Annotated in this window: 22 protein-coding genes; 12 read left to right on the forward strand and 10 right to left on the reverse strand. The window is 67.2% G+C overall.

Annotation, left to right across the window (positions count from 1 at the left end; genetic code table 11):
• Positions 1-4 precede the first annotated feature (4 nt).
• The 4 genes from ligA to C5B91_RS06265 all read left to right on the forward strand — a co-directional run bounded on the left by ligA (position 5) and on the right by C5B91_RS06265 (position 3885).
• Positions 5-1762 (forward strand): ATP-dependent DNA ligase LigA, encoded by a 1758-nt coding sequence (gene ligA, locus C5B91_RS06250; RefSeq protein WP_008093468.1) that lies wholly within the window; start codon positions 5-7, stop codon positions 1760-1762.
• A gap of 79 nt (positions 1763-1841) precedes the next feature.
• Positions 1842-2192, forward strand: coding sequence for a hypothetical protein (locus C5B91_RS06255; RefSeq protein WP_115819242.1), 351 nt, complete (start codon positions 1842-1844; stop codon positions 2190-2192).
• A gap of 94 nt (positions 2193-2286) precedes the next feature.
• Complete coding sequence (locus C5B91_RS06260; protein ID WP_049968487.1) at positions 2287-2994, forward strand: MBL fold metallo-hydrolase; 708 nt, start codon at positions 2287-2289, stop codon at positions 2992-2994.
• Positions 2995-3051: 57 nt separating this feature from the next.
• Positions 3052-3885, forward strand: a complete 834-nt coding sequence (locus C5B91_RS06265; RefSeq protein WP_049968488.1) for an alpha/beta fold hydrolase — start codon at positions 3052-3054, stop codon at positions 3883-3885.
• Positions 3886-4172: 287 nt separating this feature from the next.
• On the opposite strand, the gene C5B91_RS06275 is transcribed toward C5B91_RS06265, so the two are convergent.
• Positions 4173-5273: a DNA topoisomerase IV subunit A gene (locus C5B91_RS06275; RefSeq protein ID WP_004976866.1), complete on the reverse strand. Its 1101-nt coding sequence runs from the start codon at positions 5271-5273 to the stop codon at positions 4173-4175.
• Positions 5273-7669 (reverse strand): DNA topoisomerase VI subunit B, encoded by a 2397-nt coding sequence (locus C5B91_RS06280; protein ID WP_115819243.1) that lies wholly within the window; start codon positions 7667-7669, stop codon positions 5273-5275. The genes C5B91_RS06275 and C5B91_RS06280 overlap by 1 nt, the downstream gene beginning before the upstream one ends.
• 251 nt (positions 7670-7920) lie before the next feature.
• Here C5B91_RS06280 and gyrB point away from each other — a divergent pair, with 251 nt between their 5' ends.
• From gyrB to C5B91_RS06295, 3 genes are all read left to right on the forward strand, one after another.
• On the forward strand, positions 7921-9840 hold the full coding sequence (gyrB, locus tag C5B91_RS06285) for a DNA topoisomerase (ATP-hydrolyzing) subunit B (RefSeq protein ID WP_049968490.1): 1920 nt from the start codon (positions 7921-7923) through the stop codon (positions 9838-9840).
• Between the two features lies 1 nt (position 9841).
• Positions 9842-12409 (forward strand): DNA gyrase subunit A, encoded by a 2568-nt coding sequence (gene gyrA, locus C5B91_RS06290; protein ID WP_115819244.1) that lies wholly within the window; start codon positions 9842-9844, stop codon positions 12407-12409.
• A 108-nt stretch (positions 12410-12517) separates the two neighbouring features.
• Positions 12518-12931, forward strand: coding sequence for a hypothetical protein (locus tag C5B91_RS06295; RefSeq protein ID WP_049968492.1), 414 nt, complete (start codon positions 12518-12520; stop codon positions 12929-12931).
• Between the two features lie 3 nt (positions 12932-12934).
• Here C5B91_RS06295 and C5B91_RS06300 read toward each other — a convergent pair whose 3' ends face one another.
• Both C5B91_RS06300 and rocF read right to left on the reverse strand, forming a co-directional pair.
• Positions 12935-13405: an NUDIX domain-containing protein gene (locus tag C5B91_RS06300; protein WP_004041454.1), complete on the reverse strand. Its 471-nt coding sequence runs from the start codon at positions 13403-13405 to the stop codon at positions 12935-12937.
• Positions 13405-14304 (reverse strand): arginase, encoded by a 900-nt coding sequence (gene rocF, locus C5B91_RS06305; RefSeq protein WP_049913445.1) that lies wholly within the window; start codon positions 14302-14304, stop codon positions 13405-13407. The genes C5B91_RS06300 and rocF overlap by 1 nt, the downstream gene beginning before the upstream one ends.
• 88 nt (positions 14305-14392) lie before the next feature.
• On the opposite strand from rocF, the gene C5B91_RS06310 reads away from it, so the two are divergent.
• Positions 14393-15772: a TIGR00341 family protein gene (locus C5B91_RS06310; RefSeq protein ID WP_233514189.1), complete on the forward strand. Its 1380-nt coding sequence runs from the start codon at positions 14393-14395 to the stop codon at positions 15770-15772.
• A gap of 43 nt (positions 15773-15815) precedes the next feature.
• On the opposite strand, the gene C5B91_RS06315 is transcribed toward C5B91_RS06310, so the two are convergent.
• A complete protein-coding gene (locus tag C5B91_RS06315) occupies positions 15816-16736 on the reverse strand; it encodes an NAD-dependent epimerase/dehydratase family protein (protein WP_008093510.1) in 921 nt (306 codons plus the stop codon).
• Positions 16737-16901: 165 nt separating this feature from the next.
• Here C5B91_RS06315 and C5B91_RS06320 point away from each other — a divergent pair, with 165 nt between their 5' ends.
• Together C5B91_RS06320 and C5B91_RS06325 are read left to right on the forward strand one after the other, a co-directional pair.
• Positions 16902-17435 carry an Rrf2 family transcriptional regulator gene (locus C5B91_RS06320; RefSeq protein WP_004976849.1) on the forward strand — a complete coding sequence of 178 codons (534 nt, stop codon included), beginning with the start codon at positions 16902-16904 and terminating at the stop codon, positions 17433-17435.
• Positions 17436-17603: 168 nt separating this feature from the next.
• Positions 17604-17849, forward strand: a complete 246-nt coding sequence (locus tag C5B91_RS06325; protein ID WP_004976847.1) for a hypothetical protein — start codon at positions 17604-17606, stop codon at positions 17847-17849.
• A gap of 196 nt (positions 17850-18045) precedes the next feature.
• Here C5B91_RS06325 and C5B91_RS06330 read toward each other — a convergent pair whose 3' ends face one another.
• From C5B91_RS06330 to cdd, 4 genes are all read right to left on the reverse strand, one after another.
• A complete protein-coding gene (locus C5B91_RS06330; protein WP_008093511.1) occupies positions 18046-19239 on the reverse strand; it encodes an NAD(P)/FAD-dependent oxidoreductase in 1194 nt (397 codons plus the stop codon).
• 114 nt (positions 19240-19353) lie between these two features.
• Entirely contained in the window at positions 19354-20172 is an 819-nt protein-coding gene (locus C5B91_RS06335; protein WP_008093512.1) for a nucleoside phosphorylase, read from the reverse strand.
• The gene (locus C5B91_RS06340; protein ID WP_049968494.1) at positions 20169-21380 is read right to left on the reverse strand and encodes a hypothetical protein; all 1212 of its coding nucleotides are present in this window, start codon (positions 21378-21380) and stop codon (positions 20169-20171) included. Before C5B91_RS06340 ends, C5B91_RS06335 begins: the two co-directional genes overlap by 4 nt.
• Before the next feature lies 1 nt (position 21381).
• A complete protein-coding gene (gene cdd / locus C5B91_RS06345) occupies positions 21382-21810 on the reverse strand; it encodes a cytidine deaminase (RefSeq protein ID WP_008093514.1) in 429 nt (142 codons plus the stop codon).
• A gap of 146 nt (positions 21811-21956) precedes the next feature.
• Between cdd and C5B91_RS06350 the strand changes: the two genes are divergently transcribed.
• Together C5B91_RS06350 and C5B91_RS06355 are read left to right on the forward strand one after the other, a co-directional pair.
• On the forward strand, positions 21957-22211 hold the full coding sequence (locus tag C5B91_RS06350; protein WP_008093515.1) for a hypothetical protein: 255 nt from the start codon (positions 21957-21959) through the stop codon (positions 22209-22211).
• 97 nt (positions 22212-22308) lie between these two features.
• Positions 22309-22578, forward strand: a complete 270-nt coding sequence (locus C5B91_RS06355) for a hypothetical protein (RefSeq protein ID WP_004976836.1) — start codon at positions 22309-22311, stop codon at positions 22576-22578.
• A 12-nt stretch (positions 22579-22590) separates the two neighbouring features.
• Here the strand turns inward: C5B91_RS06355 and C5B91_RS06360 are convergent, their stop codons facing one another.
• A complete protein-coding gene (locus C5B91_RS06360; RefSeq protein ID WP_115819245.1) occupies positions 22591-23172 on the reverse strand; it encodes a GNAT family N-acetyltransferase in 582 nt (193 codons plus the stop codon).
• Between the last annotated feature and the right edge of the window lie 74 nt (positions 23173-23246).

A 23246-nucleotide genomic window follows, 5' to 3' on the forward strand; every position in this document is an offset into this window, starting at 1 on the left:
GACGATGCAGTTCGCCGAGTTCGCCGCCCGCGCCGCCGAGATAGAAGCCGAGCCAGCGGACCTCGCGGTCGTCTCGCTCCTCTCCGACCTCTTTTCGGACGCCGGCGACGACCTCCCGACGGTCGCCCGGTTCGTCCAAGGTCGCGTCTTTCCGGCGTGGGACTCGACCACGCTCGACATCGGCCCGCGGCTCTGCCACGAGGCCATCGCCCGCGCGGCCGGCCCGAACGTCTCGGCCGACGACGTGGAAGACCGCCTCGCCGACCGCGGCGAAATCGGCGCGGTCGCCGCGAGCTACGACTTCGGCGGCCAGCGCGGCCTCGCCGCCTTCGGTTCGGGCGGCCGAGCGGGGCTGACGGTCGCCGAAGTCGATTCGGAACTCCGGGCGCTCGCGGCCGCCTCCGGTTCGGGGAGCGAGGAGACGAAGCTCAAGACGCTCTACGGCCTGTTCAACCGGACCGACCCCGACGAGGCGCGCATCCTCGCACGGCTCGTCCTCTCGGAGATGCGCATCGGCGTCGGCGAGGGGGCCGTCCGCGACGCCGTCGCGGAGGCGTTCTTGGTCGACCCCGCGGACGCCGCCGCCATCCGCGACGACGACGCCGACGCGGAGACCGAAGCCGTCGCCCGCGACCGCCGGAACGAGGCCGTCGCCGCCGTCGCCCGCGCCCTGCAGGTGTCGAACGACTACGGCATGGTCGCCGAACTCGCCCGCGACGAGGGCGAGGCCGGCCTCGACGGCGTCCGCCTCGAGGTCGGGCGCCCCGTACAGGCGATGCTGGCGCAGGCCGGCACCGCCGCCGACGCGCTCGACGAGTGGGACGCCGCCGCGGTCGAAACCAAGTTCGACGGTGCGCGCGTACAGGTCCACCGCGACGCCGACGGCGAGGTCTCGCTGTTTTCGCGCAACATGGAGGACGTGACCGGCGCGCTCCCCGAGGTGGTCGAGTTCGTCGCGGACGCGGTCGACGAGCCCGCCATCCTCGACGGCGAGGTCGTGGCGATGGACGACGACGGCGAACCCCTCCCGTTTCAGGAGATTCTCCGGCGCTTCCGCCGCAAGCACGACGTGGGCCGGATGCGCGAGGAGGTCCGGGTCGAACTCCGGGCGTTCGACTGCCTGCACGCCGGCGGCGACGACCTCCTGACCGACCCGCTGTCCGACCGACACGACCGACTGGCCGCGGTCCTCGGCGACGACTCGGCGGCCGTCTCCGACCTCCTCCTGACCGACGACGCCGACGAAATCGCCGCCTCCGAGGCCGACGCCCTCGACGCCGGCCACGAGGGAATCATGCTGAAGAACCCCGACGCGCCGTACTCGCCGGGCGACCGCGGGAAGAACTGGCTGAAACGCAAGCCCGACGTGGAGACGCTGGACCTCGTCGTCACCGGCGCGGAGTGGGGCGAGGGCCGACGCGCGGAGTTCCTCGGGACGTTCCTGCTTTCGGCCCGCGTCGAAGCCGAGTCCGGCGACGACGCCTTCGAGACCATCGGCAAGGTCGCCACGGGTATCACGGACGAGGAGTTGGCCGAGTTGACCGACCTCCTCGAACCCGAAATCGAACGGGAGTCCGGCAAGGAGGTCGACATCCGCCCGTCGGTCGTCTTCGAGGTCGGCTACGAGGAGATTCAGGCGTCGCCGACGTACTCCTCGGGCTACGCGCTCCGGTTCCCGCGGTTTGTCACCGTCCGCGAGGACAAGACCGCCGAGACGGCCGACTCGCTGGAGCGCGTCGAGCGACTGGCCGAGTCGCAGTAAGCGAGGCACGCGTCCGTCGCGGGTCGCGCCCAAAGGGATATACTATCGGTGATTCGACGTGTTGTCACGGTGACTACACGTGAACCTTGACGCCCTCCTGAAGCCGGTTCTCCTCTATACGGGGCTCCTCGGTCTTCTCACGGTCGGCGGGGTGTATTTCGCCACGCACTCGGGACTGTACATGCTCGGATTGACAGGAGCCGGCGTACTCCTCGTCGTACTCGGCGGCGGGGCCGCGGGTCAGATGGGTCCAAGTAACGTCGAACACGCGGGCGAGAAGGGAGGGACGAACAGGGTCGTCTCGAACGCGGGGCTGTGGTCGCCCGTCGAGACGGACACCTCGCTTCGCCTCACCCTCCTGTTCTACGGGGCCGGGTTGTTCCTGTGGAGCCTCGTCGTGTTCGGCGTCCTGCGCGACACGCTCGTCTGAGTCGGGGCCGCGCATCCGCCACTCGTCGCCCGCCCACACCGGCCGCCTCGCCCCGAGAGCCGCGTTTTTTACCCCTCGGTTCGAGGTGTCGCGTATGACCATCAAACACGACGGCCTCGACGTGTCCTGGCTCGGCTACGCGACCGTCAGAATCGAGTCGCCCGACGGCTTCGTCGTCTACTTCGACCCCGGCCGCTACGGCGTCCTCGACGACTACTACGCCCGCGACGGCGACCTGATTTTGGTCACACACAACCACCACTACGACTCCGACGCCATCGAGCAGGTCGCCGACGCCGACGCGACCGTCGTCGCCTTCGAGGGCGTCGACGCCGCGACCATCGACCGCGACGTGGTACCGGTCGAGGAACTCCCCTACGAGACGGTCCGCGTCGACGAGGCGGACCACCTCACCGTCGGTGAAGTCGACGTGTGGTCGCTCCCGGCGTTCAACGACCCCGACGGGCCGCATCTCCGCGACGGCGACGTGGTCCACCCGCAGGGCTTCGGTTGCGGCTACCACATCTCGATTGCCGACCGGACCGTCTTCTGGCCCGGCGACTCCGACGTGCTCGAAGGCCACAAACACCTCGAGGTCTCGCTGTTTCTCGCCAACATCGGCGGTTCGGTCGTGATGGACCGCCACGAGGCCGCCGACCTCGCGGAGACGCTCGACCCCGACCTCGTGCTCCCGATTCACTACGACACGATTCCGCTTCTCGAAACCGACCCGGACGCCTTCGTCGTCGACGTGGCGAACCGCGGCATTCCAGTCGTTCTCGACGACCCCGACCAGGTCTGAGACCGCGACGACGAAACGGACAGAACGATTTTGCCGCGCCGGGCCGTCCGTTCGCGTATGGACCTCGACTACGGCATGCTCGGCGGCCGGCGGCCCTACTACCGCTTCGGCGACGCCGACGCCGACCCGCTCGTGGTGCTTCCCGGCCTCTCGGACGCCTTCCAGCGCACCGACCCGAACCGCGCGACTGCGGCGGCGCTCGCCGGCCTGTTCCGCGAGTTCGACGACCGCGACGTGTGGGTCGTCGGCCGGCCGCGACACCTCCCGGTCGGGTCGACCACGCGAGACATGGCCGCGGGCTACGCCGGCGTCATCGACGAACAGGACCTGTGGCCGGCCGACGTTATCGGCGTCTCGATGGGCGGACTCGCCGCCCAGTACCTCGCCGCCGACTACGGCGACTACGTGGACTCGCTGGCCGTCGTCTCCGCCGGGACGCGACTCGGCGGCCACGGCGAGAACGTCGTAACGCGCTGGCGCTCGCTGGCGGGTAAAGGTCGCTGGGCCGAGGTCGCCGCCGACGCGGAGCGGGAGGCGGCGACGGGCCTCGAAGCGACCGTCGCCCCGCCGCTCATCGAGGCGGCCGGTCGAGTCGTCGACTTTCGGCCCGCCGTCCCCGCCGACGCCGTCGTCTCCTGTACGGCCTGTCTCGAACACGACTCCCGGGAGATACTCGGCGACATCGACGCGCCGACGCTCGTCGCCGCCGGGAAGGCCGACCGACTCTTTCCCGAACCGCGGATTCGAGAACTCAAAGACGGCATCGCGGACGCGACGCTCGCGCTGTTCTCCGGAGCGGGTCACAACCTCGCGACCGGCGAGCCGCGAACGCTGAACGGTGTCGTCAGGCGCTACTTCGACGGGTTCCGCGGCGACGGGCTGTATCCGTAATCGCGTACCGCGAGCGACGAGGGCCTCGAACCCTCCCCGCGGCACCAAGCTCATACGCCGGGCGGCCGTCGAACCGCCATGCGCGACGCCCTCCGGTCGAGCCCGCTTTTCAGCGGCTGCCGACTCCTCGTCTGTTTCGTCGTCACAGAGGTGTAAGGAGGAAGCCCTCGGCTTCAGCCGTGGGAGGAACCCGACACCCTCGGCTTCTACGGCGGCTACACTATCGTGGCGCTGTTCAACCGGTCCGGGACGGTGCGCTAGAAAAGCGGCGGCCGGGGTGACCGGGGTTAGATGACGCCCATCTCGTCGAGCCGCGTCGGCAGGTACTCGTCGGTCACGAAGTCGAGACCGCGGGAGGCGAGCGCCTGCTGTTCGGCCTTCTTGCCGATGTCGAGTTGCAGCTCGATCTGTTCGGTCCAGTAGTCGCTCATGAACCGCGGGTCCTCCAGTTCGGACTGGAGCGCGTTGATGTCGGAGTCCGCGAGCGGGTCGGTCGGGAGATCGTAGTCCACGATATCCTGCGGCTGGATGCCGACGAACCTCGCTTCCGGCGTCGCGAGGTGTTCCGAGAGGTGCGCGGACTTGATGGAGCCGTAAGCGACGGAGCCGAAGATGCGGTAGGACCACGGGTCGCCGTCGGTGAAGACCACGACCGGTAGGTCGAGTTCGTTGTGCAGGCGCTTCGTGATGCGCCGGGTCGCCCGCGCGGGCTGGCCCTTCAAGTGGACGATGAGCACGTTGTACTCGTCGTCGAAGCCGTTTTCGACGAGGCGGTCGCGCATACCACCGGTCTCCACGCAGAGGACGAAATCGATGTCGTGGTCGAGGAACTCGATGGTGTCGGGGTTGTTCGGAATCTGGTAGCCGCCCTCGCCCACGTCGAGTTGGCAGTGGATGTCGCGCTCGCCGCGGCGGGTCTGCTCGCGGAGTTCGAGCGGGCCCATAAGGGTCGCCCCCGACTCCTCGGGCCGCATGTGGAAGTCCTCGCGGGTGACCTCGGAGACGATTTCGAGGTCCTCGATGAGCTGGTTCGACTCGTCCTGGTCGGAGAAGTGCGCCTCTTCGGCGTCCCACGACTCGGAGATGTAGTACAGCTCACGCAGGGTGGACGAGCGGTCCTCCTCTAACTGCCGCGCGAGGAACTCGATGGTGTAGGCGGCCTTCAGGAGCTTTCGCGCCCCCCGGACGCTGTTCGCAGAGCGCGTTGAGGTCCGGTCGCCGTACACCCAGACGTTCGAGTTCTCGTCGTACTCGATGTTGCTTTTCGTCCGCGTCGGGAGCGTCATGTGCGGAATCTCCCCCGCGTCGAACTGGTCGTAGAACTCCGCCGCGAGGTCGATGAGACGCTCGCGGGCGCGTTCCTCGGATGTGTTCGGTTCAGGTGCCATTATACGTTCACCGTGAGTTTCTCCGTCTCGACGCCGTCGACGTTGATGTCGAACGACGCGTCCTGTGCGACCGAGTACGTGAGCGTCGCCGTCTCACCGGACGACACCTCGGGGTTCCACTTGACGAACCACTCCCCGTCAAGGTCGACGACCGTCGCCTCGCCGTCGAGGCCGGCCGGCTCCGCCGAGACGATGTCCGTGATGTCTGGCGACTCGTTCGTGTTGGAGTAGTTCTTCACCGTGAGCGTCACCTCGCCGTCTTCGACGGCTCGCTCGACGGTCAGGTTGTTCATGATGCGGCCGAGCGCGCCGTCGATGTTGGGCTCGGGTCGCCCGGTGACCTCCGAGAGCTTCGTCGCCATCTGCGGAAGGATGCGACCGAGCACGTCCTGTTTCTTGCGGCGCTTCTGGAGCGACCGCCGCTTCGAGAGGTAGGACTTGAGTTCGCGGGCCGCCTCGCGGATGGCGAGTTCGACCTCGTCTTGAATCGCCGGCACGTCCGCGAGCGCGTCCTTCGACTCACTCGTGAACGGGACGTTCGTGGAGGCGACGTGGACCATGAGGACGGCGGGACCGTTCGGCATGCCGCTGCCGCCCGGTTGGTCGAGGCCGTAGTTCCGCCAGCCGATGTCTTTGACGACGTGGGTGATGGTACACGCGCCCTGCTGGTAGACGAGCGGGACGCGGTTGGCGAAGCGGAGCAGGTCGATTTTCCCCTCGGACTTCAGTTCGCCGCCGTAGGCGATGCCGGCCTCGACGATGAACGGGTCGCCGCCGTGGACCTCGGCGTCGCGGGTCGCCGCGGCGTAGAAGTCGGCGTCGAACTCCTTTTTCAGGCCGGCTTCCACGAGGTCCGCGGAGATGGGAGAGAGACAGTCGGTCGGCGGCGCGAGGATGTCCGTCTGGCGCATCGCGTCGAGCAGGTCGCGGGCCACGTCGCGGTCGTCGGCGACCTCGCGGACCTTCGGCACCTCGTCGGAAACGGTGCGCATCCGCGACCAGATGGCGTCGGCGACGTTCTCCTGTGCCGTCTCGCCGTAGGTCTCGTCCTCGCGTTCTTTGGTTCGCTCGGCGGCCCACGCGACGAACTCGGCCACGTCGTCGCGGGTGGCGCGGTCGGCCGGGCCGGTCGTCTCGGCGAACTGCGTGGCGATGGAGCGCGCCATCGACACCTTGCCGGCGTCGTCTTTCTGCGTGGTCGTCACGTCGTCGACGATGGCGTACACGTCGCCCTCGCGGTCGTCGGTGAGGACGGGCCACAGCGCCTCGACGACGTTCTCCCGGACCGTCTCGCCGAACGAGGTGTCGGTCTCCTCACCGACCGTCTCGGCGACGTTTTCGACGATGGTGACGAGTTCGCCGTGGGCGATGCGGTCCTTGCCGACGACGATATCGACCAGTTCGTCCGCGAACGCCGCGGTCGCCTCCTTGCCCTTGTTGGCGACGGCGTCCTCGACGACGGCGACGAGTTCGTCCGCCTCGGTCGCGTCGGGCGTCCGCCACGTCATCTCGCGGCCGAAGTGCCGGTCGCGGAAGGCGTCGTGAATCTTGTCGGAGGTCTTCGCGCCGACACGGGTGAACTCCTCTTGGAGGAAGCCGGAGACGGAGTACGACTCGGTCGCCGCGAGCATCTTCAGGAGCGTCCCGAGTTCGACGCCGTGGGGGTGGGGACGGATCTCCTTCGTCTGTTTCGGAAGCTGGTCGGTCGCCCGCTCGAACTTCATCGGCTCGTCGAGGCCGGGTTCCCGGAGTTCGATGCGTGCGTGGGGGTTGACGACCGCCGTGTGGAGGATGTAGTCGTGGAGCTGCTGGCGGGCGCGCATGTTGGCTTCCATCTCCAACTCGATGCGCGTGCCGTGGGGGCGGTCCCACGAAGTCGTCTTCTCGGTGCGAATCTCGGGTTCGTTCTGGTCCGTGTTGATGACGAGTTCGAAGTACTCGGCGTCCTCCGAGCCCTGCGTCCGGCTCGTCACCTTGGCGGGCTTCCCGCTCGTCAGCTGCGAGTAGAGGACCGCCGCGGAGATACCGATACCCTGCTGACCGCGGGACTGTTCGCGCGCGTGGAAGCGAGAGCCGTAGAGGAGCTTCCCGAACACTTTGGGCACCTGCTCTTTCGTGATGCCCGGCCCGTTGTCCTCGATGACGAGGCGGTAGTAGTCGCCCGCCTCGGCGATTTCCACGTAGATGTCGGGCTGGATGCCCGCCTCCTCCGTGGCGTCGAGCGCGTTGTCCACCGCCTCCTTGACGGCGGTGACCAACCCGCGGGCTCCGCTGTCGAAGCCCAACATGTGCTTGTTCTTCTCGAAGAACTCGGCGATGGAGATCTCCCGCTGGCCCTTCGCCAGCTCCTCTGCGATCCCCGGCTCGTCACCGAGTGTCGACTGGAACGAGGTCATTTCCTGATGCGCATCTACCCAGTCCCGCGTTAAGTACTCACCGGCAACGGAGTGAAAGTGAACACGGGAGGTTGACGCGCTTCGAGGCCGATTCGCGCCGGAACCGCGAGTCGTGTTACACAGAGTCACCCACGAACTTCGGTCAATCAATCGAAATCGCCGGCCCGGAAACCGCTACGCGGGACTCCAGTAAGTAGTACGCGCCCGCGCGTGCGAGGCTTTAAGGGACGGGCTATCCTAGGCCAGTTCAGATGTCACAGGATAACGAGTACGGGGCCGGACAGATTCAGGTCCTCGAAGGGCTCGAAGCCGTTCGAAAGCGTCCGGCGATGTACATCGGGTCCACCGATTCTCGCGGACTCCACCACCTCGTCTACGAAGTCGTCGACAACTCCATCGACGAGGCGCTCGCGGGCCACTGCGACGCCATCGAGGTCGCCCTCCACGAGGACGGCTCTGTCAGCGTCACCGACAACGGCCGCGGGATTCCGGTAGATACGCACGAACAGTACGACCGACCCGCGCTGGAGGTCATCATGACCGTCCTCCACGCCGGCGGGAAGTTCGACAACAAGTCCTACCAGGTCTCCGGCGGCCTCCACGGCGTCGGCGTCTCCGTCGTCAACGCGCTATCGGGCAAGCTCGAAGTCGAGGTCAAACGCGACGGCGCGGTGTGGACACACCGCTTCGAGTTCGGCGAACCGCAGGTCGACGAGTTCGAGCGCGTGCGCGACCTCGAACCCGACGAGGACACCGGGACGACCATCCGGTTTTGGCCGGACGACGGTATCTTCGAGACGACCGAGTTCGACTTCAAGACGCTCGAAAACCGCCTGCGCGAACTCGCGTTCCTCAACTCCGGCGTCGAGATTTCGCTCGGCGACGAGCGGACCGGCGAGTCGAGCACGTTCCTCTTCGAGGGCGGCATCCGCGAGTTCGTCGAGTACCTCAACGAGACCAAGACGGCCCTCCACGACGACATCATCTACTACGACGACGAGTCGGAGGGCATCGAGGTCGAAATCGCCATGCAGGCGACCGACGAACTGCAGGGGTCGATTCACGCCTTCGCCAACAACATCAACACCCGCGAGGGCGGCACGCACCTGACCGGGTTCAAGACGGCGCTCACCCGCGTCGTCAACGACTACGCGAACACCCACGACATGCTGGACGACCTCGACGGCGACAACCTCCGCGGCGAGGACGTGCGCGAGGGGCTCACCGCCGTCATCTCCATCAAACACCCCGACCCGCAGTTCGAGGGCCAGACGAAGACCAAACTCGGTAACTCCGAGGTCCGCGGCATCGTCGAGAGCGTCACCCACCAGCAGCTCGGGACGTTCTTCGAGGAGAACCCGGACACGACGACGGCCATCATCTCGAAAGCCGTCGAGGCCGCCCGCGCTCGCAAGGCCGCGAAGCAGGCCGAGGAGCTCACCCGCCGCAAGTCCGCGCTCGAATCCACCTCGCTGCCGGGGAAGCTCGCGGACTGTCAGAGCCGCGACCCCGCCGAGTCCGAGCTGTTCATCGTGGAGGGCGACTCCGCGGGCGGCTCGGCCAAGCAGGGCCGCGACCGCAAATTCCAGGCGATTTTACCCCTCAAGGGGAAGATTCTGAACGTCGAGAAACACCGTCTCGACCGCATCCTCGAAAACGACGAGATACGGGCGCTCATCACCGCCATCGGCGGTGGCGTCGGCGACGAGTTCGACATCGAGAAGGCGCGCTACCAGCGGCTCATCCTGATGACCGACGCCGACGTCGACGGCGCGCACATCCGGACGCTGCTTCTCACGCTCCTGTACCGCCACATGCGCCCGCTCATCGAGGCCGGCTACGTGTATGCGGCCCAACCGCCGCTGTACCGCGTTCGCTACCGCGGCAACACCTACGACGCGATGGACGAGGCCGAACGGGACCGCATCATCGAAGAAGAGTGCAATGGCAACCCCACGCAGGTCCAGCGGTTCAAGGGACTCGGCGAGATGAACCCCGACCAGCTGTGGGACACGACGATGAATCCCGAGAACCGCGTCCTCAAGCGCATCACCGTGGAGGACGCCGCCGCCGCCGACCGGATGTTCAACATCCTGATGGGCGACGCCGTCGGGCCGCGAAAGCAGTTCATCAAGGACCACGCGAACGACGCCGAGTGGGTGGACATCTAACATGAGTTCTGACGCACCAGATTCCTTCGAACCGGGCGCGGGTATCGCGGCCGAAGTCAAGAACGCGCGCATCGAAGACGAGATGGAGCAGTCGTACATCGACTACGCGATGTCGGTCATCGCGGGGCGGGCGCTGCCCGACGTGCGCGACGGCCTCAAGCCGGTCCACCGGCGCATCCTCTACGCGATGCACCAGGCCGGCGTGACCTCCAACTCGTCGCACCGCAAGTCCTCGTCCATCGTGGGCGAGACGATGGGTGACTACCACCCCCACGGCGACTCCGCCATCTACGACACCCTCGCGCGCATGGCGCAGGACTTCTCCATGCGCTACCCGCTCGTCGACGGCCAGGGGAACTTCGGCTCCGTCGACGGCGACCCGCCGGCCGCGATGCGCTACACAGAGGCGCGGATGTCCCCCATCGCCGAGGAACTCCTCGACGACATCGACAAGGACACCGTCGACTTCCAGTCGAACTACGACGACCGCAAGCAGGAGCCGACGGTCCTCCCGTCGTCGTTCCCGAACCTGCTCGTCAACGGCTCGTCCGGCATCGCGGTCGGGATGTCCACGAACATCCCGCCGCACAACCTCGGCGAGGTCATCGACGCCACGGTCGAACTCATCGAGAACCCCGAGGCGACCATCCCGGACCTGATGGAACACATCAAGGGCCCGGACTTCCCGACCGGCGCGAACATCGTCGGCCGAAACGCGGTCCACAAGGCGTACAAGACCGGTCGCGGCCGCGTCCGCGTCCGCGCCGACTACGACGTGTTCGAAGAGGAAGGCCGCATCGTCATCAACGAACTCCCGTATCAGGAGAACAAGGCCCGCCTCATCGAGCGCATCGCCGACGACGTGAACGAGGGGAAAATCGAGGGCATCCGCGACATCCGCGACGAGTCCGACCGCGACGGCATTCGCGTCGTCATCGAACTCAAGCGCGGCGCGATGGCCGAGGTCGTCAAGAACCAGCTGCTCGACAACCACCTCGAATCCACGTTCGGCGTCATCAACCTCGCGCTCGTCGACGGCCAGCCGCAGGTGCTGACGCTCAAGGAGACGCTCGAACACTACCTCGACCACCGCCGCGACGTGGTCCGCCGGCGCTCCGAGTACGAACTCGCAGAGGCCGAAGACCGCGCGCACATCCTCGAAGGCCGCCTGAAGGCCCTCGACAACATCGACGACGTGGTCGAGACCATCCGGAACTCCGAGAGCCGCGACGACGCGAAAGCCGCGCTCCGCGGCGAGGTCGAAGTCGAAGTCGACGGCGAACCGCTGCCGACGTTCGACTTCTCCGAAGAACAGGCCAACCACATCGTCTCGATGCAACTCGGCTCGCTCACCTCGATGGAGGCGGCCGAAATCGAAGACGAGTACGAGGACGTGCAGGCGACCATCGAGCGCCTCGAAACCATCCTCGGCGACCGGTCGGAACTCGACGCGGTCATCGAGTCCGAGCTGCTCGACATCAAAGACGAGTACGCCGACGACCGGCGGACCTCGTTCGTTGCCAACACCGGCGAGGTCACCCGCGCCGACCTCATTCCCGAGGAAGACGTGGTCGTCGTCGTCAGCGAGGACGACTACATCAAGCGGATGCCGGTCTCCCGGTTCCGCGCCCAGCACCGCGGCGGCAAGGGCATCATCGGGACTGACCTCAAGGAGGGCGACAACGTCTCGTCGGTGTTCGTCACGAACACCCACGACGACCTGCTCTGTTTCACCAACCACGGACAGGTCTACCAACTCAAGGCCTACCAGGTGCCAGAGATGTCGCGGACCGCTCGCGGGAAGTCGGCGGTCAACCTGCTCGACTTCGACGACGGCGAGGAGATTACGGCCGTCGTCAACTGCGACAACCTCGAAGATATCGAGGGCTACCTGACGATGGTGACCCAGAACGGCTACATCAAGCGGACCGGCACCGACCGGTTCCAGAACATCCTCTCGACGGGCATCATCGCCACCAAACTCAACGAGGGCGACGAACTCGTCGACGTGGAGGTCACAGACGGCGAAAGCGACCTCGTCATCGGCACCGAACAGGGCATGTCCATCCGCTTCGACGAGGACGAGGTGCGCGCGATGGGACGCTCGGCCCGCGGCGTCCGCGGCGTCAAACTGACCGGCGACGACGTCGTCGCCGGCGTGGCCGCCATCGACGAGGCCCACCACAGCTGGATTCTCACCGTCACCGAGAACGGCTACGGGAAGCGCACGGACCTCGACGCCTACCGCAAGCAGTCCAGAAACGGCAAGGGGCTCATCGACATCAAGACCAACGAGCGGAACGGTCCGGTCTGCGCCATCAACACCGTCGGCGAGGGAGACCACCTCGTCGTCATATCCGACAAGGGACAGATTCTCCGGACGCCCGTCGAGGACATCTCGACGGTCGGCCGCAACACGATGGGTGTCATCGTGATGGACCTCGACGACGGCGACGACGTGGCCTCCGTCGACGTGATTCCGGCCGCGATGACGACCGAAGACGAGGAACTGGACGACGCGGAAACCGACGCGGAAACCGACGCGGAAACTGACGCGGACGACGAATAAGTCGGCTCTCCCCGACGACGGATTTCTTTTTGCGGACCCCACCGGGGAGCCGCGGTTCCGACCGTCACTCCCCGAAGGCATTTACCCCGGCCGACGGGTCCTCCCGGTATGAGAGACGCGTCGCGTTCGAGAGTCGTCGGCGTCTCGGCGCTCGCATTCGTCGTCGTTCTCGGCGGCTTGACCGCGCTTCGGGCGTGGAACCTCGAACCGCCGACACACGTGCAGTCGCTCGTCGTCGACGCGGGCGCGGTGCTCGTCGTCGCCGGCGTCGCGTCTCACGTCGCCCGAGGCGAGCGCGTCGGTGAACGGGCCGGCGAGGGTATCGTGCTCGCCTTCGGTCCGTGTTTCGCGTTCGCGGTCAACCTGTTCGTCCCGGTATCGACGATGGAGTCGCCGCTGTGGCTCGGGTATCCGTTCGTCGCCGGCGCGGTGCTTTCACTCGGGCTCGGCGGTCTCGGGGCGGGTGTCGGGTACGTCGTTCGAGTCCTGAGAGCGACAAAAACCAGCGACAGCGCGACGTAGCTCCTATTTCTCTACGTCCGACGGCTCTCTCGTCAGGTCGTAGGTGTAGTGTCGCGGCTTGCGGTCCCGGAGCCAGTCGCGGAGCGGTTCGACCCGCGGCCGGTAGGTGAGCGTCGACCCGAGCGCGGTGAGCGGGAGGAACTTCGCCGCCTCGATTTCGTCGTCGGGGTCGCTCGGCGACGGGGTCGGGTCGTCGGCGACGGGCGTCGCGTGATAGAACCGCTGGAGATAGATGCGGTGGTCGGGCGCGCGAATCTCGCTCGTGAAGGCCAGCGACTGGATTTCGACCTCGACGCCGGTCTCCTCTGCGGCCTCGCGGGCGGCGGTCTCGAAGAAGAACTCGCCGGGTTCGGAGCCGCCTTTCGGCAGTCCCCAGCGGTCCTTCTCGTAGACCGCGAGCACCGAGTTCTCCCGCAGGACGACGACGCCGGCGGCCAGGTCGTGCGGAGCGGGGGCTTCTCTCGGCGTCGACATCAGAGGATGCGCTTGCCGAAGGCGCTTGCGGCGAGTTCGGTCGCGAGCGTCGCAGTCTCGTTGTGCTCGTCGAGGATGGGGTTGACCTCCACGAGTTCGAACGAACGCATGGCCTCCGAGCGGGCGACGAGTTCCATCGCCGCGTGGGCTTCGCGGTAGGTCACGCCGCCGCGGACGGGCGTCCCGACCCCGGGGGCCTCGCGGGGGTCGAGCCAGTCGAGGTCGAGGCTGATGTGGACGCCGTCGGTCCCGTCGGTCGCCACGTCGAGGGCGTCGTTCGTCACGTCGGTGATGCCGCGCTCGTCGATGTCCGACATCGTGTAGACTGTGACGTCGGTGTCGCGAATCGCCTCGGCCTCCGGGCCGTCGACGGAGCGCAGGCCGACGATGGCGACGTTCTCCGCTTCGAGACCGGCGGCATTCGCCCACTCGACGCCCTCGAAGTCGCCGATACCGAGCGCGGCCGCCAGCGGCATGCCGTGGACGTTTCCGGACGGCGAGGTGCTCGGCGTGTTGAAGTCGCCGTGGGCGTCGAACCAGATGACGCCGATGTCGGCGTCGCGGGCGCTCCCGACCAGCGAGCCGATGGCGATGGAGTGGTCGCCGCCGAGCGCGAGCGGGGTCGTCCCCTCGGCGAGCGCGGTCGAGACGGCGTCGGCGAGGCTCGTCGTCACCTCTTCGACCTCCTGGACGTGTTTCGCGTTCGCCGGCCCGGCGTCCGCGTCCCGCGTCGCGTGGTGCGGGACCGCGAGGTCGCCCGCGTCCGTCGGCGAGACGCCGGCGGACTCGAGTTGCCCCGCGAGTCCGGCGTATCGAATCGCGGAGGGACCCATGTCCACCCCGCGTCGATTGGCACCGTAGTCCGTCGGTGCACCGAGAATCCTGACGTTCCGTTCCATAGTGAACCAACTCGGCCGGGGTGTTTAGTGGCATCGGAAAAATACCCTTATTGATAATGCCCTCCGTCGCCTCCCGGGAGGCCGCCGTGTGGCGACGTGGACTCCGGCCTGTCGCAAGGCCGTCTCGCTTTTCCACGGCCGCGTCGTATCGAGTGCCATGCGGCACTTACAGATTCGCGTCGAGGCGGGGGAACTCGACGCGGTCGTCGATGCGCTCCGAGGCGAGGACGTCGACCCGGTCGTCCTCCCGGTCGGCGAGTCCGACGCCGACGCTCGGTCGTACCTCATCGAGTTCCCGCTGCCGACGGAGGCGGTCGACAGAATCAGAGAGACGCTCTCCGAGGCGGGGTTCGAGGAACGCTACCTCGTCATCGGTAACATCGAGTCGGCGACGACGCCGCACTACGACCGACTCGTCGAGCGGTACGTCGAGGGCGACGAGGAAGAAGAGCGCGTCTCGAACGAGGAGATTCTGACGAAGGCGCACGACCTCAACCCCCAGCCGACGGCGTACTACGGGATGACGGTGCTGAGCGCGCTCGTCGCCACGGCGGGGCTGTTGCTCGACTCGCCCGCCCTCGTCGTCGGGTCGATGGTCATCGCCCCGCAGATCGGCGCGGCGCTCATGGCCAGCGTCGGCGCGGCGCTCGGCGAGGACGCGATGTTCACCGACGGGGTTCGCTCGACGGTCGTCGGCCTCGCCGTGGCCATCGTCGCCGCCGCGGCGCTGGGGTGGTGGCTTAAGACGGCGCAGTTCGTCCCGTCGGGACTGAACGTGACCACGGTCCAGCAGATTGCGAGTCGGTCGTCGCCGGGGCTGTTGACGCTCGTCGTCGCACTCTGTGCGGGCGCGGCCGGGGGCGTCGGCTTGGCGACTGAACTCCCCGTCTCAATCGTCGGCGTCGCGGTCGCGGCCGCGACCGTCCCCGCGGCCGCGGCCGTCGGTATCGGCGTCGCGTGGGCGATTCCGGCGGTCGCCGTCGGCGCGCTCACGCTCCTCGCGGTCAACGTGGCGAGCATCGTCCTCGCGGGGACGCTCGCGCTCTGGTACCTCGGATACCGACCGAGTTACTGGGACTCACCGGGGTCGACGCGACGGCGGCTTCGCTCGTTCTTCGGGACCAGAGCGACGTGGGTGGCGCTCGCCCTCCTCGGGCTCACCGTGCTCGGACCGGGGTCGCTTCTCACCTCGCAAATCGCGTTCGAGAACCGTTCGACCGGGGCCGTGCAAACCGTTCTCGACGACTCGGAGTACGACTCGCTCGAACTGCTGTCGGTCGGCGTCGAGTTCGGAACCGCCGGACTCGACGACGGCCCGCGACGGGTGACGGTCGCGGTCCAACACCCGGTCGGTCGTCAGTACCCGCAGTTGTCGTCGCGAATCGGGGACCGAATACGCGAGGCGACGGGGAGGGACGTCGTCGTGACTGTGAACTTCGAACAGCGGAGTCGGTCGGGGCCGTCGTGACCGACTGAAAGCGGAGACGAGCGTCCGGAGACCGAACGAAGAGCTACTCGTCGAGATACGGTTCGCAGACGCGTCGGACACCCTCCTCGAAGGAGATCTGGGGCTCCCAGCCGGTCGCCTCGCGTATCTTCGTGCAGTCGGCCATCGTGTCGTGGACGTACACGTCGAGGGGGTTTTCGATGTAGACCGGGTCGACGTCGGTTCCGAGGGCCTCGTTTATCATCCCGACCATCTCGTTGAACGAGTAGCTCTCGGCAGTCCCGAGGTTGTAGATACCCTGAAGCCGGTGGTCGGCGGCGAGTTCGATGCCGCGGACGATGTCGTCGACGTGCGTGAAGTCACGCGTCTGAGTGCCGTCGCCGAACAGCTCCGGCGACTCGCCGTTGGCAATCTGGTCGGCGAACTGCGCGACCGTATTCGCGAACTCGCCTTTGTGTGCTTCCGCGCCGCCGAAGCCCTGATACACCGAGAAGAACCGGAGCCCGGCCGTCCGCATGTCGTAGTGGTGGTGGAAGTACTCCGCGTAGCGCTCGCGGGCGAGTTTCGACGCCTCGTAGCCCGTGCGCGCTTCGACCGGCATGTCCTCCGGCGAGGGCTCCGTCCGAGAGCCGTAAATCGAGGAGGTGGAGGCGTAGACGACGGTGTCGCAGCCGTCCTTCCGGGCCTGTTCGACCGTGTTCACGAAGCCTTCGACGTTGACGCGCGCGCCTTTCGTCGGGTTCTCTTCGTGCATCTTGTACGACGACAGCGCCGCCAAGTGGAACACCACGTCGACGCCCTCGGTCGGGAGGTCGTCGTCGAGGACGCTCGCGTCGTGGAATTCGACCGCGTCGTCGAGATTATCGGGCGTTCCGAGGTAGAGGTCGTCGACCGCGACGACCTCGTTTTCCGCCGCGAGATGGTTCGCGAGGTTCGAGCCGATGAAGCCGGCACCGCCGGTGACGAGGACTCGTTTCCCATGCATGTGCTACCGAACTCTCGTGAGGCGTATAGTGCTATCGACAGCATCGAGGCCGAATTAGGGTTCAAAATGAACATTCATGAGCGTGTCGTGGTTACAAAGTAGACGAACGGCAGATTCGAGGCGTCATCCATCGGATTTAAGGACGTATGTAGCGAACCACTCTCCATGTCATCAATCGAGCTCACTTCGAGTCAGAAAACTATCTTGACCGCCCTCATCAACCTCTATCGGGACTCCGAGGACGCCGTCAAGGGCGAGGATATCGCGACCGAAGTCAACCGAAACCCCGGCACCATCCGAAACCAGATGCAGAGCCTGAAGGCGCTCCAGTTGGTCGAGGGCGTACCCGGTCCGAAGGGCGGCTACAAGCCGACCGCGAACGCCTACGAGGCGCTCGACGTGGACAAGATGGACGAGCCCGCGTTCGTCCCCCTGTTCCACAACGACGAGGAAGTCGAAGGCGTCAACGTGGACGAAATCGACCTCTCCAGCGTCCACCACCCCGAGCTGTGCCGCGCCGAGATTCACGTCCAGGGCTCGGTCCGCGAGTTCCACGAGGGTGACAAGATTCGCGTCGGCCCGACGCCGCTCTCGAAGCTCGTCATCGACGGCACGCTCGACGGCAAGGACGACACGAGCAACATCCTCATCCTCCGTATCGACGACATGAAGGCACCCGTCGGCGAACCCCAGCACTAACCACGCTCCTCTCTTCGTCTTTTTCCGGACACTCTCCGCGCGCTCCGACCGACGGGTCCGGCGTTCGGACGCCGGCCAACCCGAACAGTGGGGCTCGGACCGCAATAATGTCAAGTTTTAATGTAGAATTGGGAACAGTTTTATCTGAATCGAGGAACCAGTACCCCCATGGCGTACAATCAGCAGAGCGCGTTCGGCATCCCATCAACGTGGGAGGAGCTGAACGCCGACGTGACAGCGTTTCTCTTCACCGTAACCCTGCTTATCGGGGCGGCGTCGCTCGCTTTGATGGCCGGTGGAGACCCCGAAACGATGGCAGTGGTCGCACTGACCGGAGTCGCGGTCGTTCTCCTTGGAACGGCCCTGGTTCGGCTCTCCGAGAATCTCCGAACCGCTGAGTCGTCCCCCTTCTGAGGACACCGAGGCATCGAGAGACCACCGCTGCGCGGCAGCACGTATTTTCTCACACGAATCAGAACGAGGGGTCGCTGTTGAGTTCCTTACTCCGTGAGCGCCATCGACACTCGGGGATTGCGGCGTCGGAGAAATCGAAACCGAGTCGGCGAGCGTCGGGCGTCGCGTCACCCGGCGGCCGGGCGCGGCGACCGAGTTACAGGTCGTTCCAGGCGGAGAGCGCGCGCTTCGGCGACGTCACGTCCGCAATCCAGTTCGCGGCGATACCCTTCTTCAGCGTCCGCGCGAGCGGGCCGCCGAAGACGTTGACGGGGAACTCGCCGAAGACGGGGAACTTCACGCCGTGGGCGACGGCGTCGTGACCGATGGAGATGACCGTCCCCTTGTCGGTGAACGTCCAGCGCTTGAGCGGCTTGCCGGCGATGGCGCGGGCGATGTTCTCGCCAGCCACGTCCGCGGCGTCCCAGGCGGCCTGCGCCGTCGGCGGCGCGACGCTGTCGGGACCCTGCTCGACGAGGGCGCAGTCGCCGACCGCGAAGACGCGGTCGTTACTGGTCTGGAAGTCCTCCTCGGCGAAGAAGCGGTGGGAACGCTCGTCCTGTTCGAGTTCGACGTCGGACGCCTCGGGCTGGCCGGTGATGCCGCCGGTCCAGACGAGCACGTCGTAGGCGAGCTCCTCGGGCGCTTCGTCCTCGCCGCCGCCGATGAAGACGGTCTCCTCGTCGACCTTCGAGATGAAGTCGCCGGTGAGGATGTCGATGTCGAGGTCTTCGACGCGACGCCGGAGCGCGCCCTGCAGTTCGGGGTCGTTGCCGGGGAAGATTTCGTCCATCCCCTCGACCAGTTTGATGTCGATGGGCGCGCGGTTCGTGTCGCGGTACTCGGCGACCTCGGCGGCCGTCTGGATACCCGAGAGGCCCGCGCCGCCGATGACGACCTGCGCGGGGTCGTCGCGGGAGGCGTCGGCGGCCGCCTCCTTGATGTCCTGGTGAATCTCGCGGGCGTCGTCGAGACCCTTGAGCTGGTGGGCGAACTCCTCGAGGCCCTCGATGCCGAAGAAGGCGGTCGAAGAGCCGATGGCGACCAGCAGATAGTCGTAGTCGACGGTGTCGCCGCCTTCGAGTTCGACGACCCGGTCGTCGACGTTCACGTCGGACGCGCGGCCCTTGACGAAGTCGGTCGAGTCCTCCTTGACATCGTCGACGGGGATGGCGATGCTGGACTCGACGCTCGGGTCGCGGATACAGCGGTGGACCTCGTGGAGGACGAGGTGGTAGTCGTGTTCGGCGACCCACGTGAGTTGTGCGTCGTGACCGAGCTCTTCTTCGAGGGTTTTGACCGCGCCGGCCCCGGCGTACCCCGAGCCGAGAACGACGACCTGCGTGCTCATGTCGTCGTCTGTGCAGTCATCCGATAAAGGGGCTTTGAAACCGTCTCCACGACTGTGGTAATTTTGGCCTCCACGGCCCCAGAGCGTCGAAATCCGGGTTCGACGGTTGTCGGATTAATCGAGGCTGAGACCCGCGTGCCAGCGGTCGACGCCCGCGTCTCGCTTGGCCGCGTCCATCTTGGCGAGGAGGTGGACCGCGAGACTGGCGGTCTCCGCCGCGCGCGACTCGCCTTCGGTGCGGAACTCGCCCGTGACCCGGTTCGCGTAGACCGAGCAGACGGCACCCGCGCGGAGGCCGTAGACGTTGGCGATGGTCAGGAGCGCCGCGGCCTCCATCTCGATGTTCTTCACGTTCGCCTCGCGGAGTTCCTCGACCAGCGAGTCGGAGCCGGCGGCACGGAAGCCCTCGAAGCCGGGGCGTCCCTGCCCCGCGTAGAAGGAGTCGGCGCTCATCGTGAGGCCGACGTGGTAGTCGTAGCCGAGGCGTTCCGCGGCCGCAACGAGCGCCGAGACGACCTCGTGGTCGGCGACAGCAGGGTAGTCCTCGCGGACGTACTCCTTGGAAGTGCCCTCCTGTCGGACCGCGCCCGAGGTGATGACGAGGTCGCCCACGTCCATCTCGGGTTGAATCGCGCCGCAGGAACCGACGCGGATGAAGGTGTCCGCGCCGACGCGGGCGAGTTCCTCGACCGCGATGGCCGCCGAGGGACTACCGATACCCGTCGAGGTGACCGAAATCGGCGTTCCGTCGTAGCTCCCGGTCGCGGTCCGGTACTCGCGGTGGTAGGCCTTCTCCTCGTGGTCGTCCCACAGCGCCGTCACCTTGTCCACGCGCTCGGGGTTCCCGGGGAGCAACACCGCGTCGGCGAGGTCCTCGGGACCGACTTCGAGGTGGTACTGAACCTCGTCGTTCGGGTCCTCGCTATCGTTCATGGCTCTACTCGCGGGCCAGCGGTGGAAATTCTTGCGTTCTCCGGAGGCGTCGTCGCGTTCCCTGTCGGTCTCTCGACCGTCGCGTCGACCGTCGCCTCGCCCGCGACTCCGCGCCACGCCGGATCGTCGGAGCGGTCGCCGTCGCGGAACGGCGGCGGGAGGTCGGCGCGCTCGTCGGCCGCCAGCAGGTAGCCGAGTCCCGCGCCGACGTACCAGTCGACGAGCGACGGGTCGAGGCCGGCGTCGACGACGAGGTCGCCGCCGGTGTACCACTCCAGCGCCTCGTCGTCGTCGGCGTCGACACCGGTCCGACGCCAGCGCACGCCCGAGTCGCCGTCGCCGAACGCCGACACCGAGAGCGTCACGTCCGCCATCGTGGGGTCGGAAACGCGCTCGAACGAGAGGTTGGCGGGGGCGACGCCGTCGGCCCCGGCCTCGTAGTACGACAGCGCGTGGTCGAGTTCCGCCTCGTAGGTCGCTCGGTCGTCGGGCGAGACGTTCGAGAGGTCGACGTGGACCGCGACGGTCCGCTCGCGGAAGGGCGTCTCCCGGTCGGCGGCGTCCGGTTCGGGCAGTCGCGTCGTCTCGATGCGCTCCGACAGCACGGCGAAGTCGCCGGCGTCGTCGTGGGTCAGCCCGAGGAGGTGGCCGAACTCGTGGCGCAGGACCGTCTGGGTCGTCTGGTCGTCGTAGCCGGCGGCGACGACCACCGACACCGGTTCGCTGGGCGCGGTCGGGTCGTCGCCGTCCAAGAGGGGCGCACAGCCGACCGCGTCGGTGCCGTCGTAGTCGCCGCAGGCGTCGATTCGCTCGACGATCGAGACGGTCACGTCCGGAGTCGAGGCGTTCGGCACCACGACGAACGCCGGGTCGTAGGCGGTCGCCGACGCGTTCGCTCGCCAGTAGTCGACCGCCGATTCGACGAACGAGGCGTAGTCGCGGCCGTCCGCGGGCGCGTCGATGCCGACGACGATGGGCGCGCGACGCCACGGGTTGTCCGCGGGTCGCGTCTCCGGCACCGCCGACGAGCCGGTTCCGCCGCGGGCGGCCGAGACGACTCCGTCGTCGCCGTCGGTCGCGTCGGCCGACGGGGCTCCGAGGGCCGCGTCTACGACCGGCGGGGCGGGTGACAGAGACGTGCACCCAGAGAGTACCACGAGAAAGGCGAGCGCGAGGGCGGCGGTTCCGCGGCCGACGGCGAGGGACACGTTACTCGTCGGGCTCGGCGTCGCGCTTCGCCGCGGCGGCCTCCAGCGTGTCCAGCGAGATGGTGTTCGGGAGGAGTTCGCCGAGCGTGTACTCGGCGACGTCGTCGCCGCCGAGGTCGCAGACGACCGGGAGGTCCTCGTCGCAGAACTCCGCGAGCGTCTGGCGGCACATCCCGCAGGGCGTCACGCCGTCGCGCGCACCCGAGGTGACGACGAGGCGGTCGAACTCCGTGTGGCCGTTCTTTACCGCCTCCGCGACGGCGACCTCCTCGGCGTGGAGGCTGTTCGAGTAGTTCGCGTTCTCGATGTTGCAGCCGACGTAAACCTCGCCGTCGGCGGTCCTGAGCGCCGCTCCGACGGTGTACTCCGAGTAGGGAACGTAGGCGTTGTCGAGCGCTTCGCGGGCGCGTTCGACGAGTGCTTCGGGCATTGGGCGCTCATTCGCGTGGGGTGGCTTAGTTCGTTCGGCTCCCCGAGACTGTCGTGTCGGCCGACAGACACGGGCGAGATTACGGGGCCGCTCGCCCGTCGCGTCGTCCCGCAAGCGACTATACGGCTCGGCCCTAACGCGGCGTCGTGAACGACACATCCGGCGGACGACGAATCCTGCTCCTCGTCGGCGCGAGCGTCGTGGCCATCTCGGGCATCCTCGGCGTCTTTATCGGCGAGAACGGCGGCCAAGTCGCCGCCGAGATATCGCTGTTCGGCTTCCTCTCGCTTCCGACCACCCCGCTCGCGTTCAGCCTCTACGGGATGGTGTTCTCGGCCGTCATCCTCGGGGCGCTGTTCGCGCTCGTCGAGTACGTCTCGCGCGTCGAGAACGCCCGATAAGACGGCGGCTCTCGGACCGGGCGGCGAAGGCGTATCGGCCGGGGAACTCCGACCGAAAGGCGGACCGTTTTTGCTCGTCCGGCCCCGACGAACCCGCATGGACGCGCCCTCGTCGACCTCGACCTCGGACGCCTCGGCCGGCGACGCCTCGCCCGGCCCGCTCCCGGAGGACACGGGCGGCAAGAACCGAAAGCGCGCCGCGCTGGCGACCGCGCCGTTCCTCGCGCTCGGGCTGGCCGACGTGGTGCTCATCCTCCTGCAGGGGCTCGAACCGCTCTGGGGGTTCGCCATCCTCCCGCCGATTCTGTTCTGTAGCGTGCTGACCTGGATCGTCTTCAGCACCGACTTCCTCGACGACCGGACCTGACTCGGTCCCGGCTCAGCGCCGCAGGTTCGTGGAGTACTTGGTCGGCGTCTCCTCGTCGTAGCCGAAGTCCTCGGCGGTCAGCTCCGGTTCGGCGTCCCCGGCGCTCGCGGGCGCGGCGACTTTGAACCGCTCGCGGAAGCGCTCGGGCATCGAGAACGCCTCGCGGTCGAGTCGGAGCGCGATGGCGTCGCCGGCGACTTCTCTAACCCGGTCGAGTCGCTGACGCGGTCCCGCCGGCAGGTCCTCGGCGTCGACCGCCTCGAAGCCGAACTGCGCGCAGTAGCCGTGGTCCGAGGTGAAGCCGTAAACTGTCTCGAACTCCTCGGCCGCGGCGCGGTCGACCAGTCGCTCGACGACGTGTGCGCCGACGCCCTGTCCGCGCCACCGCTCCGAGACGCCGACGCAGGTGACCTCGCAGAACGGCTCGTCGGTCTTGTGGACCCGGATTCGTCCGAACCCCGCCTTCTCGCCGGACTCCTCGTCGAGCGCGATGACGTAGTCGCGGGAGCGGAAGGAGCCGTCGTCGAGTCCGAGTTCCTCCAGCGAGTCGAGCAGCCAGACCTCGTCTCGGTTCTTCGCGTCTCGGACGTACATGCGTACTCGTAGCACACCGGCCGACAAAAACGACTCGGGCCGATACGACGATTCCCGCCGCGTCCGGCGAACTC

It is taken from the genome of Haloferax sp. Atlit-10N (assembly GCF_003586325.1).
Classification (GTDB): domain Archaea; phylum Halobacteriota; class Halobacteria; order Halobacteriales; family Haloferacaceae; genus Haloferax; species Haloferax prahovense.